We start from the raw sequence: 14,915 nt of genomic DNA on the forward strand, positions 1-14,915 counted from the left end.
AATTACTCCCACTCCTCTACCAGCATGCCCATTTTCCCTATTTGATAATCGCGAATGGCTTGCATAATTTCGGTTTGGGAAGTCATTACAAAAGGACCATAACTTTCAACCTTTTCGTTTATTGGCACACCGGCTAATACCAATAACTGTGTTTTTTGTGTTGCCGCTATGCGAATGGTATCTCCATCATTATTAAAATGCACCAAATGTAGTGCATTCACCTGTCCGTAATTATCTATCTCGATACTTCCATTCAACACATAAATAATTACGTTATACTGTTCAGGTATTTGAAAATTGTGATGCGAACCGGCAACAAAATCTCCCCTTAAAATAATAACGTCCAATTTAGCCTGTGCAGGGCCTTTAGTATTGAGATAATTTCCTGCAATCACCGACAACGTTCCACCATGTTCAACCGGAATTTGAGGTATCATTTCCTGGTCCAAAGCCTGGTAATGTGGTTGATCCAATTTGTGTATACGCGGGGTATTAATCCATAATTGAACAATTTCCTGCTGTCCGCCTTTTTTTGCAAACGCCACCGAAGGTCGCTCACTGTGAATCAATCCCATACCTGCATCCATCCATTGAACGCCACCGGCTTTAACAATGGCAGAATTACCACGTGAATCACGATGGTGAATATCCCCTTTAAAAACAAAGGTAACCGGCGAAAAACCACGATGTGGATGCGGCGATACTCCTGTTTCCCGAGGATGCGAATCGTTAGCAATATATCCGGTATGGTGATGTAACAATAAAAAGGGGTCTACCCTATCCACGTTTTTTGCAGGCATTGGCTGACGAACAGGGAATCCACCCATATCCATCATTTCAGCAAATTGCACTTCTTTTACACTTCTGTTAGACATATGTATTAAAATTCAAATTTGTTGCGTAAAGTTCATTAAACGATTGGGCTTATTGTTAATAAAGCATGAACATGCAAGCAGAAATTTACCTAATTTTGTTGCGCATGCAGGCATTAGGGTATTATTTGGCGTTGCCGTTAATTTATTTCTTCTCAATTCTTCCGATGGCAGTTTTACGCCAGGTAAGTAACCTGGGATATTTTTTAATGTTTCATGTTTTCAAGTATCGTAAAGAAGTTGTTTACCGCAATTTACACAATTCATTTCCTGAAAAATCAGAAGAAGAAATACATAAAATTGCTAAACGATTTTATATGGTTTTGTCGGATACCCTTTTTGAAACGATAAAAGCACTTACCATTACACATAAACAATTAAAGAAAAAATGCAGCATCAACAATTATGAAGTAGTGGATGCTTCATTAAAAAAAGGGAGAAATGTATTATTAATTTTGGGCCATTACGGCAACTGGGAATGGGCAGGAGGTTCAATGGCAGTGCATGCTGATTTACCACTCAAAGCTGCTTATAAACCTTTGTCGAATAAATATTTTAATCGTTTAGCAGTTCGCACCAGAACGCGGTTAAAAATTATGCTGATACCAAAACGCCAGTTGTTAAAACATTTAACCGATACCATTGGCGATCAAACGTTGTTGGTATTAATTGCAGATCAATCACCAAATCCGAAGGATCATTACTGGACAAAATTTCTAAATCAGGATACAGCAGTAGTTACAGGAATGGAGCGTATTGCACGACAGTACGATTATGATGTTTTTTATTCCACTATCCATCATGTGAATCGCGGTAAATACGAAATCACCTTTAAATTACTTACCGATAATCCAAACAGTCTGCCACCAGAAAAACTCACTGCCATGTTTATGCATGAATTAGAGCAGGATATTATTAAAGACCCCGGCCCATACTTATGGTCGCATAGAAGATGGAAATTAAAAAAGCCGGTTAATTAAATAATTTATATCCGACAGTAAACTGGAAAATATTTTTTCTGGCATCAACGGTAATTACACCATTATCAGTTTCAATATATTCCTTGAATTTGCTCAGATTACCTTCATATCTTGCATCGAAAGTAAGTTTATTTACATCGAATCCAAACCCAGCCTGGTAACCTAATGTCATGTTACTGATAGAAAATAAAGGATCGCCTTGCTGATAATCTACATAACTAAAAACCGGTCCTGCAGTTAAATGAAATAAGTTAAATGCTTTGTATCCAATTATAACCGGAATATCAACTTTATCTACATTGATGCTTAAAAAATCGCCTAATGTCATGCCGTCTGCATTAGCATCATCTAATGTAACAAGCGCTTTATTTTCAGAGAATAATAATTCCGGTTGTATCATCCATTTACCGGCTCCGGCACGTGCAAAAACACCAAAAACCAAAGCTGTTCCTTTTTGAGCTTCCAAATCACCCATGTCAACACCATCGCCGCTCACAACATTTAATAAAACGGATTCTGAATAGTTAACTCCACCTTTAACACCAAGTGCATAACTCTGAGCATTTACATTGAATGCTGCGAGGGCTAAAATTATTACGATATAGTTTTTCATACCTGCTTGTTTTGTAAGAACTAAACGAAAACTGTGCCATTAACATATTTCGCAATTAAAGAACAGGAAAACGTTTTATTTTTGAAGGAAATACTCAACTATGTCGAAAGGAATAGAATGGAACGTGGCGCTTCAACCACGGGAGGGAAAATACCTGGTTGGCCCACGTGCAAGATGGAAAGAATTATTTTTTGGGTTTTCAGTATTAAAAGAATTTATAAAAGGATTCAGAGCTTTACATTTTGTTGGTCCTTGTATCACCGTTTTTGGGTCTGCCCGTTTTGGCGAAAACCATGAATATTATAAACAAGCCCGTGAATTAGGGAAAAAAATAAGTGCAAACGGATTAACCATTATCACCGGTGGCGGACCCGGAATTATGGAAGCCGCCAATCGTGGTGCATATGAAAATGGCGGCCGGTCAGTTGGTTGTAATATTGTATTACCATCTGAACAAAAACATAACCCATATATGCATAAATGGGTTACCATAAAATACTTTTTTGTCCGTAAAGTGCTTCTGGTAAAGTATTCCTACGGATTCGTTGTAATGCCCGGCGGTGTTGGCACAATGGATGAATTTTTTGAAACCCTTACACTTATTCAGACTGCAAGCATCAAGAATTTCCCGATTGTAATGATTGGCAAACATTATTATAAAGATATCTGGGAGATGTTACAAAAAATGGTGACCGCAAAAACCATATCAGAATCAGAACACGATTTAATAAAGTTCACAGATGATGTAGATGAAGCCGTAAATCACATCATGTTTTACATTGGTAAACACTATAAATTAAGAAAAATTTTACCGGCAAAAATTCTTTGGGAACGATTTGTTTAAATCTTAACTTTGCACTTTCAGGCATGAAAATTCCGGATAAAACAAGGCTGTGGTTTAAGCGTATTGGTTGGATAGGATTCCTATTTTTCCTCATAAAAGGTATCCTGTGGCTTGTTGCGGGAGCCGCCATCATCGAATGGTTCAATCGGGTGTTTTAACCTGTTCATCACCATTTTCTTCCGACTCATCACGCTTGACAAGGCGATACTTTTAACATTTTGTTGCTTTGTGTTGAAATACCAAACATATGAAACTTTTTATAACAACATTTACCATCCTGATTTGCACAATAACCGGGATACAGGCGCAAAACCTGACACAAACTATTCGGGGACAGGTTACAGACAAAGAATCGAAGGCTACGCTCCCGGGGGTTAATATTATCGTTTTAAACACCAGCCCTACTATCGGAACAACGACCGATTTGGATGGCTATTTTGTAATCGAAAATGTGCCTATCGGGCGAATATCATTACAGGCAAGTTTTATTGGTTATGAGCCATTTATAATTAACAATATTGATTTAACATCAGGTAAAGAATTGATTTTAAACTTCGGCATGCAGGAACAATTGGTTGCTTTGCAGGAAGTTGTGATATCAGGTGAAAATGAAAAGATGGAATCGGTTAATGATATGACTACAGTTAGTGCCCGTCAATTTTCTATAGAAGAAAGTCAGCGATTTGCAGGAGCCCGAAATGATGTGAGCAGAATGGCCCAAAACTTTGCCGGTGTTCGCGGAGCAAATGATGCGGTTAATGATATTATTATCAGAGGTAACTCTCCTGTTGGCGTATTATTCAGATTAGAAGGAATTGACATCCCTAACCCAAACCATTTTGGTGATTTTGGTTCAAGTGGTGGTCCGGTTTCAATGTTAAACAATAACGTTTTAGCTAACAGCGATTTTTTAACAGGCGCTTTTCCTGCAGAATACGGCAATGCGATTAGTGGTGTATTTGATTTAAAAATGCGCAATGGGAATTATGAAAATCATGAAATAATCGGACAAGTTGGATTAAACGGATTTGAATTAGGTGTTGAAGGACCTATCAGCAAAACGAATAAATCATCTTACATGGTGAATTATCGATATTCTACTTTAGGAGTTATGTCTGCACTCGGAATTAATTTTGGAACAGGAACCGCAATACCTTATTATCAGGATATTACTGCCAGATTTAATGTCCCAACAAAAAAGGCCGGAACCTTTTCTGCTTTTGCAGTTGGCGGTATCAGTCAAATCGATTTAATTTCCAGCAATCCTGAAGATACCGTTGATAATTTATACAATAATGATCTCGACATTTATGACCGTTCAAAAATTGGCGTTGCCGGAATCAGTCATCAATATCTCATCAATAATTCTTCTTATACACGATTAACTGTCGCGATATCAACTATTATTAATCAGGATGTTGTAGATTCAATTTCTTCTGAAACATTTCAGGCGGTACCTTTTTACACACAAAATTTTACTCAAAATAAAATTTCAGGAAACTTCTTTTATAAAAAGAAAATAAATGCAAAACACAATTTCCAAATAGGCGTTCGTTGGGATGAATATTTAGTTGATATTGTAGATAGTATTTATCGTTCTACTTTAGATCAATATGTTACCTTAACAGAATATGATGGTAACACATTTTTATTACAACCTTATGCGCAATATCAATATCGTATAACCGAACACGTAACACTTAATACCGGATTGCACTTTCAATATTTAAGTTTAAACGGCAGTAACTCTTTAGAGCCACGTGTTGGTTTAAAATATCAGGCAAATGATAAAAATGCATTTTCAGTTGCCTATGGATTACATAGTATAATGGCACCTATTGCCACTTATTTTAAAACTGTTGAAGTTAGTTCGGGTAATTATATTACACCAAACGACTCAGTGGATTTTGTAAAAGCACACCATTTTGTTGTTGGTTACGACCGCGAATTATCATCAACCATTCGATTAAAAGCAGAAGTTTATTATCAGCATTTATATGATGTTTTAATTGATAAAGACAGCTCTTCATTTTCAGTATTAAATACAGGTAGCTTTACCTTTGGTTCACCTGACTATCTAGTGAACAACGGAACAGGAAGAAACTATGGTGCCGAGTTAACTTTAGAGAAATTTATGGACAAGGGTATGTATTTTTTAGTAACCGGTTCATTATATAAATCACAATACCTTGGTAGCGATAATGTTGAACGTGAATCTGCATTTTCAGGAAATTATGTCGCTAATTTTGTTGGAGGGAAAGAATTTTATTTATTTCCTGAACGCACAGGCCAAAAAACTAAAAAATCGGTTGTGCTAGATACTAAGTTTACTTTAGCCGGCGGCCAACGCTATACGCCAATCGATTTGGAAGCGTCAATACTAAGTGGAGAAACCGAATACGACTGGAGCCGCGCATTTGAAGAACAGTTTGCTGATTACATGCGTTGGGATGTTCGTCTCGCTTTCAAAATGGATGGTAAATTTGCAACTCAGGAATGGGCTATAGATATTCAGAATGTTACCAACAGAAAAAATTCGTTGTATCAGCGATATAACCCTGCAGACCAGGAAATTAATACTGTTTATCAATTAGGCATTTTCCCGGTTCCACAATACAGAATTACATTTTAATGAAATTATCCAAAAATAGTAAAGTACTTAAAACCATTTTGTGGGGAACACTGATCGTATCAGTGATTCCCCCAACTTTTACACTAATTCAACAATGGTTTTATGGTTCTATTAACCAAACCTTTTATTGCACAGCAGTTGATTATGTGCAATCCACGGTTTTTTCACTGGTAGTAACTTTCACTTTATTTATTACCAATATATACATTATTGGCACCTTAACGGATAAACTGGAAGGAAAAATTAATTCCTACAAACGTATTGCGCTTTGTCTTTTTCTGGGCATTGTAAGTTCAAATATTATTATTTACCTGGAGTGGAAATTATTTAATAATTTATTTTTTCATATTGAGCCGCCACTGGAAAATACGCGTATCTTCAGCAATCAGGTTATTGCAACCATACTTGTAGTAATTGTAAGTCTGGTTCTTGAAATTCGACATTATGTAAAACAATTAAAATTATCAATCGCTGAAAAGGAAAAATTGGAACGTGCATTTTTACGTGCGCAACTTGAAGGATTAAAAACTCAAATCAGTCCCCACTTTTTATTCAACAGCTTTAATGCGTTACAATCGTTGATTGAAGATAACCCTGAAAAAGCAAAAGCATTTGTTCAGGAATTGGCACGTGTTTATCGATATGTTTTAGATAAAAGAGATAACCTGGTAGTGAAACTAAGTGACGAAATTTTATTTATTCACTCCTATGTTTATCTGAATAAAATCCGGTTTGGAGAAAATCTGAAAATTGAAATCAATATCGAATCTAATCTGCTTCAACATTTTCTTCCACCGCTAACGTTACAATTATTAATCGAAAATGCCATAAAACACAATATTATATCTGCAAGCAAACCCTTGCATATTGTGATTAACACGGCAGATGATATGTTAGTGGTAACCAACAATTATCAGCCACGCGCCGAAACAGTTCTTTCAACACAAATTGGACACAGCAATTTAACAGACCGCTATAAATTAATTTGTGATAAAGTACCGATATTTGGGATTGTTGGAGCAAATTATATTGCAAAAGTGCCTTTAGTTGATGAATCACAAGCTGACGAATTATGATACGTGTTGTTATAATAGAAGATGAACAAATTGCCTCAGATTATCTTGAAAAGATGATTCGCTCCTATTCTGATGAATTTGAGGTTATTGCTAAACTTGATTCTGTTGAAGCTTCTATAAAATTTTTAAGTGACCAACAAGCCGATTTATTGTTTTGTGATATACATTTAGCTGATGATATCAGTTTTAATATTTTTAATCAGATAACTGTTACAGCGCCTGTAATTTTCACCACTGCTTACGACCAATATGCCATTCGTGCATTTAAACTAAACAGTATCGATTATTTATTAAAACCAATTAATAAAGATGAGTTGTTTGCAGCCATAACTAAATTTAAACAATCATTAAAATACAGTCAGCCTGACCTAAGTAATTTACTTGCAGCATTCCGGTCGCAAAGTCAGGCATACCAGCAACGTTTTTTGGTGAGCAATGGTGCAAAGCTCAAATCAGTCGCTATTCATGAAATAGCCTATTTTTATGCCGACCAAAAACTGAATTTTCTGGTTGAAAAAAGTGGCAAACAATTTATTGTAGACCATTCACTGGATAAACTGGAGCCGCAGTTGGACCCGGAACTGTTTTTCAGGATTAACAGGCAATTTATCATTAGTTTTGAAAGTATCAGTTCAATGGTTAGTTATTCCAAATCGCGCATAAAGGTTGAGTTGCAGCCTCCTGCTTCACGCGAAAGTATTGTGAGCGTGGAACGCAGTCCGGAGTTTAAAATCTGGCTCAACCGTTAAGAATTACTAAAACGCCTGATTTATAATCAAAATCCAGGCATTAAGCAGCAGATATCCCAATTTTTCCGATAATTTTGCGCTACTTATGCGTTACTGGTATTTTTATCTTGCATTTCTGATGATTTCTTGTGGAGCTGTTACATCAGAACAAACAAATATTCCTAATTCCTGGCCAACTAAAAGAAATTTGATGGAAACGTTTCGGGATGCCGATACGGTATATATCATATATGCTAAGGAAGATTATGCCGTTACCGATGTTATAGTAAATGGCGTTGCTGCTATGAATATACCGGATGATCGTTTTAAAGTAATGGCTGTTCGTGATGATAAAGTTACAGAACAACAAATCAAAAATCATCCTATTTATGTTGTTGGAACAAAGGCCAATTTGGTGCTTAACCGAATAAACGACAATTTACCGATTCGTTTTATTGAAAACGGATTTGTATTCGACAATAAAACCTACAAGAATAAAACCGATATATTTAAAATATCCTTTTACCCTAATCTATACAATCCTAAAATGCCGTTAACAGTTATTTCAGGAAATAATGAAGATGAGTTGGTGAAATTTATTCAAAAACAATTTGATGAATCATGGGGTTATTTTTATTGGGATAATTGGGGTTATCAGATTTATGACGAAGGGCAAAGAGCAGTGTTGGGTAATTTTTCAAACGACAGCACAACATTGTGGACAATAGATAAAAAATTACATTGGGATTTTGATTATTCAGGTAAAGAAATAAAATCAACCACACATTTAAAATATATCAATCACGGTGCAGCTGATGTGGATGGTATTATAAATACATTTGACGCAACTGCACAACAAACCATCAGCAGTCTTGAAAACTTTACGGGTAAAACATTAAATACCAATATCACTTATCATATTTATAAAAGTGCTGAATTGAAAGCCCTCATGTTAAATGAAGCATCACAAAGTAACATTGATTTCACTGTGAATGCTATTCATAGTGTTATCAATAATGAGTTCAATGGGAAATATGATGAAACATTAGCGATGCTGGTTGCAAGAAATTTGCTAGGCGAACCATCAATTATGGCGCTGGAAGAAGGACTGGCAGTGGTTTCCACAGCAAACTGGCAAAATACAAATTATCATTATCTGGCAGGAAATCTTGCTGGCGGTGATGCATTACCATCTTTAAAAAATTTATTGAGCAACGAAGCTTTTGAAGGCGAATCAGATTATCTTGCACACATTGCAGCTGCAAGTTTTGTAGATTTTCTTATTCAACAAAAAGGGAAAGATAATTTTTTAATGAATTACCTTAAATGGCAGCAAAACGACAGCTATTTATTGGGATTGGAAAATGAATGGCATCAATATGTAATTAAAACTGCTGCTGCTTCACCCATAGCATCAATTAAATCGACAGCAAAAAAACAAAACTTTTTAAAAGGATTTAATTATGCCCATGAAGGTTACCAGATTTATAATGGATACATGGGTTCAGAGTCAGATAACTCAATAGCTAAATTAAAAACACTCGGTGTAAATTCATTAACACTTATTCCCTATAGCGGCTTTCAATCGTTGACCAAGCCCTACCCTTTCCACTATACAACAGGCGCCGGTGGCGAAAATGATATTAGTATAATTCATGCTGCCTACACGGCACATCAAAATGGTATGTCCATTATGCTGAAACCACAATTATGGTCGTGGTTGGGATGGACGGGTGATATCACGATGCAAAATGAGGCAGACTGGAATTTATTTTTCGAATATTACGAAGAGTGGATTATGCATTATGCGATTATGGCTGAAATTTATCGTTTTGATATGTTTTGTATTGGTGTTGAATTTCAAAATGCATCATTATCTGAACATAATAAATGGGATGAATTGTTTGATAAAGTACGTAAGGTATACTCCGGACAAATTACCTATGCAGCCAACTGGGGTACCGAATTTGAGTCCGTTTCTTTTGGGATAAATTGGATTTTATTTCTGTTAATTGTTATTACCCTTTAAGTACTTCAAATAATCCAACCGATGCTGAATTGTTAACTGCATTCGAAAAAAATCTGGATATCATAGAAAAAGTGCATGCCAAATATCAGTTACCTGTGGTATTCACTGAAATTGGATTTAAGAGCATTGCCGCACCATGGATTCAGCCGCATAAGGATGCTGATGAGCAGGAATATAATGAAACAAGTCAGCGCAGATGTTATGAGGCTATGATAAAAGCTATGGATGATGAAAAATGGATAAATGGTATTTACATCTGGAAATGGCCTAGCTACATGGATTTCAGCGCCGATTATGCCAAAGATTTTAATCCTTGCAATAAAGAGGCAGAAAAAACAATCAGTAAATGGTTTTTAAATAAACCCTGATTAGTAATAACAATCAGCTTTGTAAAGTATCATGTAATCAACCACACTCTGGATAGCGGCTGTTTTCATATCACGCTTTAACGTTTTATTGTTGAGCACATCTGCAGTTAATGTCCATCCTTTACAACAATCTGTATCCATTGTTTTTGTGCTTTTGGTTACGTTCAAAATTAATTGAATGGTGAAACTGGTTTTATTTTTTGCAGCAGCTTTTTCCAGTATGTTAATAGCTTCATCTAATTCAAAATAATTATCCATTGCCTGTAAATAACCAAGGCAAAATAATTGATGTGCCGTCAAATTATCTAAATTTATTTGTGCAGTTGTAATGCCTTTTGCTTTAGCAAGATATTCTTTAAACTTATCAGCATTTTTAGTGCCATCATACGACCAACCAATGGCATTAATAACTGCGGCCTTAGCGTCAATCGGATTTTTTTCATCTAACAAAAAAGCAGCAACAGCATCATTTACTTGTCTGGAAAGTTCTGCCTCAGCCACAATCGGATAGTTGTAATAGCTGGTTGCAAAATAGGTAGAAGTTAATGGTGAATCAGCTTTTACAGTTGAAGCAATAGATAAAAACAGCACTAAGCCGGCAATTGCAATGTTTTTCATTTGGTTGTTGTAGGTGTTGTAGGTAATTGAAATAATTCGGGATGTAAATATGCGTAATAGGCAATTGGAATAATTAATGCCAAGGTTATTACAAGTGGAATAACAAAACTTCTTCGCTCATAATTTACGGTTTTGCCAATAAATCGGTTCCAGAGTAATTGTGAAATTATAAATGCTGCAGCACCAAGTAAAAAAACTGCAAAAACGCTTCCCGGCGGTATAAAAAAATAATTAACCACACCCACCAGCATCGATATAGCCAGTGAAATTGCCGCTACCAGCCAGGCACCTGATTTTTTTATTTTAGCAATATTTATTGCCAATAAAATACCTCCGCTCAAAGGCGAAAAAAATATAGAAAATGCGAAAATGGTAGATTGTGAAAATAAAACCGGTAATGGTTCTTCAGGTTTTATCTCTTGGGTTTCAAATACATCGTTCACAACTTCAACTTTTGCCAGACGCTCTTCAACCATCGTTCTCAGTCTGTCAACACCCTGCAAAGGCAATTTTCGTCGCTCACATTCGTTAATCAACTCAATCAGCATGTCATCTACATACTTGTCGTAGTTGCGAAGGGCATCCAAAATTTCATCATCTGCCAATCTTGCTACATTCATTTTGTAGATGTTATCAGGCATAATTTAAATTTATATTTTTGTGTAATAATCGATTATGAAAGCAAAACTACCGCTTATTATCTGCTTTTTCTATTCTGTAACAGCATTTTCGCAGTCACAGTTCCTTACAAACGGGCTTTTCAGCTATGTTGATACCCTTAAAATTCCCAACACTTATGAAATAGGCCCCGGACAATTAACGAAAAGTGGTGACCATTTTATTTTAGGGTTGCTGGATGGTGAGCTGGAAGATTATGTGAATTTGATGTCAGATATATACGCAATAGACCTAAATCCTACTGCTAACGACAAAAAAATTCAACCTTTCAACCTCCCAAATGCACCCGATTCTGTCCGTTATTTTCAATGCAGCGCCTCCAATAAGGAAGAAGTTGTAGTGTATGTATCCAATTTATTTGCAGGTTGGAACGATAATGATTTAGCAATAGCCGTAAAACAGGCTGATGGCAGTTACGGAAAAACCCGCATGCTAACCGAATTAAACGACCCGCTTGAAAGTGATGCTTACCCTTGGTTATCGCCCGATGGGTTGCATATTTATTACAATCGCAATTTTAAAATATTATATGCTGAACGTAATTCTATTCAGGATTCATTTTCTGCACCCGTAGAAATAAAATTTGATGGTCAGGTTAATTTGGAAATTGTGAGTAGCTGGCTTAGCGAAGATGAAAAAAATATGTTTATCATCGCTAATAACCGTATTTATTATGCATCACGTAAATCAACTAGTGAACCATTCAGTTTCCCTGCCTTGTTTACCGATGAATTTAAAAGCTTTTATTTTATTTCAGGATTAAGTTTTGCACCCGATCGTAAAACAATGGTATTGTATTATTCAACTGAAGATAAACAAACCATTGTGCGCTATCAACTTAAAAAAGGAAAAGCCTGGTAAAAGTAAAACACATATTTCCACTATTTATAATTGTGTTTTTAATAGCACAATGCAAACCTGCTGACACCGGTTTCGATTACAGCAATTTTAATAAAATTACAAAACGTGGCGCATTTGAACTCTACATTCCCAAATATTTACAGCAGGATAAAAAATTAAATCCCAAGGCCGCCATCGCTTTTTCAGATAGCTTAAATAATACATTTTTTATGGTAATGCGGGAAGAAATTCCGGATACAGAAGATGATTCGATTATTATTACACCCGAAAATTACCACCAATTTGCCTGCGAAGGTATTGCTACCCAACTCAAAAATCCGGATATCAGTGATGCTGAGCAGGATACCATTAATTTGTTTCCTGTTATGAATAGTATTATCGACGGGAAATTTGATACGCACAAAATCTATTATACCGTTACAACCATAAAAACTGAGCTCTATTTTTATCAAGTAATCGGTTGGACGCTTTATGAAAATAAATCAACTATTGGAAACGATTTATTGTATGCAGCCAAATCCTTTATTCCGGCACAATAAGGTAAGCTGCTAATTTGAGTATCTTTGCAAAAAATAACTTTATGTCGATTCGATTATACTTTTTTACATTACTGTTTTCAACGGTTTTAATTGCTTGTAATAACACCAAGGAAGAACCTGTAAAAGAGGAAGTTATTACTGCCACGAATAAAAATATTTTTTGGGGGGAGATTATTTTTTCTTCTACCATTATTACCGACGACTCCGTATTGGCAGCCTCGCTAAACACTTTTAGTCCTGGTCGGGTAGATATTTATCTGGATTCCATTCATTTCAGAATGATTGAATACGGTGGCACTTCGCATGGTAATGTTATTATAAATAAACAAACGAAAGAAGTTTGGCAATTAGACACCACTAAAAAAATTGCGCATTTAGGTGAATATTCCGATTTAGGTGACCCAAGCGGTGTTTTAAAATCAACTATGCCCGATCATTATGCACCAACTGTGGAATTATTAAATGAAACAGCAACCATTGCAGGCCATATTTGTGATAAATATCGAATTGTACGTTCAGGATTTATTCCCGAAAATGATAAAGCCTTTATTTGGGTTGCCAGAGATATTAAATTCCCTTCCAGTCGTTACGATATTCAAACAGAAGTTAACAGATCTGCAGTACCTATTCCTTTATATCTCGGTTATGAAGACGGAGCAGTTTTAAAATTAATGGTTCAAAGTAAAAATTATTCCAGAACCTTCGAAGTAACTGAATTAAAAGAAAATTATTTCCCAATTGGTATTTTTGAAATACCGGAAAATTATCAGCGCAAATGATTGTAAAATTAAGAAACCTGCTAATTTGCGTATTTTTTACGCAAATTGCTTACGGACAACAATATACCATTGAATTAATTCAAACAGGTGTAAACACCAGCATCAGAGGATTAAGTGCGCTCAACGATTCTACCATTTGGGCCAGCGGCAGTAATGGTTATGTTGGCAAATCGGAGAATGGCGGCAAAACATGGCAATTCAAACAAATTCCGGGTTACGACAGCGCTGAATTTCGTGATATTGAAGTGTTGAGCGAAAAAACAATTTTGGTAATGAGCAGTGTTCAGCCGGCATGCATTTTAAAATCTACTGATGGTGGTGAAAAATGGAAAGTGGTATTTAAAGATGACAGACCGGAAGTGTTTTTAGATGCAATTGATTTTGCCGGAAAAAAAGGTGTTTGTATTGGCGACCCGATAAATAATAAATTTTTTATTTTACATAGTAACAATAAAGGTGATACGTGGACAGCAATTAATTCTTGCATAGCACCGGATAGTGTTGCTGCTTTTGCCGCAAGCGGAAGTACGATTCAGTATTTCAAAAAAGGTCAGGTATTTTTTGCCACCGGAGGCAGTAAAACTTTGTTGTATTATTCTGATGATCACGGTGCAACATGGTTATCACAAGCTATTCCATTACAAACCGGAGCACCTTCAAAAGGCATATTTTCTATCGATTTTTTAGACCCGACTATAGGCTGTGCAGTTGGTGGCGATTATTTAACACCAAACGATTATACCGGTAATTTTACGATGCTGGTAAAAAATGATACCGCATGGAAAGCGCCATTAAGTTTAAATCCAAATGGTTATCGCTCCTGCATAAAATTTATTGAACCAACCTTATTAATTACCTGCGGCAGTACCGGAGTAGATATTGCTGATAAATTAAACTGGTTCAATATTTCTTTGGAAAGCTTTAATGTTATTGCTGTAACACCAAAAAGTAAAAATGTAATATTAGCAGGTGGAACAGGGAAAATTGGTTTATTAAAAATCAATTAATTATTTTCTAAACCAGTTTCGTTCGCCAAGTTTGTAGGCAAGGTTGCGATATAAATCAATAATATCGTCCCAGTCTGTTCCTTCCAGTTTATGAATAATATTCCAACTTTCATTAAACCAATGCTCCTCCTCTATTGCTATTGGCCGTCCCTTATCCAAAGCAAATTCAGTTAAAGCAAGCGCAATTTCAATTGTATTGAGTGGCGAATTTATTTTTGATTGCATACGGTTATCATGCCGGTATTCGGTAATACGTTTTCTAAGTTTATCTGTTAATGCAGCGAGGGTCAT

The 14,915-nt window shown here is 35.9% G+C and carries 16 protein-coding genes; 11 read left to right on the top strand and 5 right to left on the bottom strand.

The window, feature by feature from the left end; all coding sequences use genetic code 11:
* Positions 1–2: 2 nt before the first annotated feature.
* Complete coding sequence (locus tag IPI65_18690; protein ID MBK7443454.1) at positions 3–875, bottom strand: pirin family protein; 873 nt, start codon at positions 873–875, stop codon at positions 3–5.
* Between the two features lie 65 nt (positions 876–940).
* Between IPI65_18690 and IPI65_18695 the strand changes: the two genes are divergently transcribed.
* Positions 941–1,852 carry a lysophospholipid acyltransferase family protein gene (locus IPI65_18695; GenBank protein MBK7443455.1) on the top strand — a complete coding sequence of 304 codons (912 nt, stop codon included), beginning with the start codon at positions 941–943 and terminating at the stop codon, positions 1,850–1,852.
* Here IPI65_18695 and IPI65_18700 read toward each other — a convergent pair.
* Positions 1,845–2,465 (bottom strand): outer membrane beta-barrel protein, encoded by a 621-nt coding sequence (locus IPI65_18700; protein MBK7443456.1) that lies wholly within the window; start codon positions 2,463–2,465, stop codon positions 1,845–1,847. The genes IPI65_18695 and IPI65_18700 overlap by 8 nt on opposite strands.
* Positions 2,466–2,565: 100 nt before the next feature.
* Here IPI65_18700 and IPI65_18705 point away from each other — a divergent pair, with 100 nt between their 5' ends.
* The 6 genes from IPI65_18705 to IPI65_18730 all read left to right on the top strand — a co-directional run bounded on the left by IPI65_18705 (position 2,566) and on the right by IPI65_18730 (position 10,142).
* Positions 2,566–3,309: a TIGR00730 family Rossman fold protein gene (locus tag IPI65_18705; protein ID MBK7443457.1), complete on the top strand. Its 744-nt coding sequence runs from the start codon at positions 2,566–2,568 to the stop codon at positions 3,307–3,309.
* A 247-nt stretch (positions 3,310–3,556) separates the two neighbouring features.
* The gene (locus tag IPI65_18710) at positions 3,557–5,941 is read left to right on the top strand and encodes a TonB-dependent receptor (GenBank protein MBK7443458.1); all 2,385 of its coding nucleotides are present in this window, start codon (positions 3,557–3,559) and stop codon (positions 5,939–5,941) included.
* The gene (locus IPI65_18715; GenBank protein MBK7443459.1) at positions 5,941–7,017 is read left to right on the top strand and encodes a histidine kinase; all 1,077 of its coding nucleotides are present in this window, start codon (positions 5,941–5,943) and stop codon (positions 7,015–7,017) included. The genes IPI65_18710 and IPI65_18715 overlap by 1 nt, the downstream gene beginning before the upstream one ends.
* A complete protein-coding gene (locus tag IPI65_18720; GenBank protein MBK7443460.1) occupies positions 7,017–7,766 on the top strand; it encodes a response regulator transcription factor in 750 nt (249 codons plus the stop codon). The genes IPI65_18715 and IPI65_18720 overlap by 1 nt, the downstream gene beginning before the upstream one ends.
* Before the next feature lie 85 nt (positions 7,767–7,851).
* Positions 7,852–9,774, top strand: a complete 1,923-nt coding sequence (locus IPI65_18725) for a hypothetical protein (protein MBK7443461.1) — start codon at positions 7,852–7,854, stop codon at positions 9,772–9,774.
* Entirely contained in the window at positions 9,738–10,142 is a 405-nt protein-coding gene (locus IPI65_18730; protein ID MBK7443462.1) for a hypothetical protein, read from the top strand. The genes IPI65_18725 and IPI65_18730 overlap by 37 nt, the downstream gene beginning before the upstream one ends.
* On the opposite strand, the gene IPI65_18735 is transcribed toward IPI65_18730, so the two are convergent.
* Positions 10,143–10,760, bottom strand: a complete 618-nt coding sequence (locus IPI65_18735; protein ID MBK7443463.1) for a hypothetical protein — start codon at positions 10,758–10,760, stop codon at positions 10,143–10,145.
* On the bottom strand, positions 10,757–11,401 hold the full coding sequence (locus IPI65_18740; GenBank protein MBK7443464.1) for a hypothetical protein: 645 nt from the start codon (positions 11,399–11,401) through the stop codon (positions 10,757–10,759). The genes IPI65_18735 and IPI65_18740 overlap by 4 nt, the downstream gene beginning before the upstream one ends.
* A 34-nt stretch (positions 11,402–11,435) precedes the next feature.
* On the opposite strand from IPI65_18740, the gene IPI65_18745 reads away from it, so the two are divergent.
* Genes IPI65_18745 through IPI65_18760 form a run of 4 tightly spaced genes read left to right on the top strand, consistent with a single transcriptional unit; the run spans position 11,436 to position 14,624 of the window.
* Positions 11,436–12,299, top strand: a complete 864-nt coding sequence (locus IPI65_18745; GenBank protein ID MBK7443465.1) for a hypothetical protein — start codon at positions 11,436–11,438, stop codon at positions 12,297–12,299.
* A 32-nt stretch (positions 12,300–12,331) separates the two neighbouring features.
* Positions 12,332–12,838 carry a hypothetical protein gene (locus tag IPI65_18750; GenBank protein ID MBK7443466.1) on the top strand — a complete coding sequence of 169 codons (507 nt, stop codon included), beginning with the start codon at positions 12,332–12,334 and terminating at the stop codon, positions 12,836–12,838.
* Positions 12,839–12,879: 41 nt separating this feature from the next.
* Positions 12,880–13,617, top strand: coding sequence for a hypothetical protein (locus tag IPI65_18755; protein ID MBK7443467.1), 738 nt, complete (start codon positions 12,880–12,882; stop codon positions 13,615–13,617).
* Positions 13,614–14,624, top strand: coding sequence for a hypothetical protein (locus IPI65_18760; GenBank protein MBK7443468.1), 1,011 nt, complete (start codon positions 13,614–13,616; stop codon positions 14,622–14,624). The genes IPI65_18755 and IPI65_18760 overlap by 4 nt, the downstream gene beginning before the upstream one ends.
* On the opposite strand, the gene IPI65_18765 is transcribed toward IPI65_18760, so the two are convergent.
* Positions 14,625–14,915 carry a hypothetical protein gene (locus IPI65_18765; GenBank protein ID MBK7443469.1) on the bottom strand — a complete coding sequence of 97 codons (291 nt, stop codon included), beginning with the start codon at positions 14,913–14,915 and terminating at the stop codon, positions 14,625–14,627. It abuts the gene before it with no gap.

The organism is Bacteroidota bacterium (genome assembly GCA_016706255.1).
GTDB lineage: Bacteria > Bacteroidota > Bacteroidia > Chitinophagales > BACL12 > UBA7236.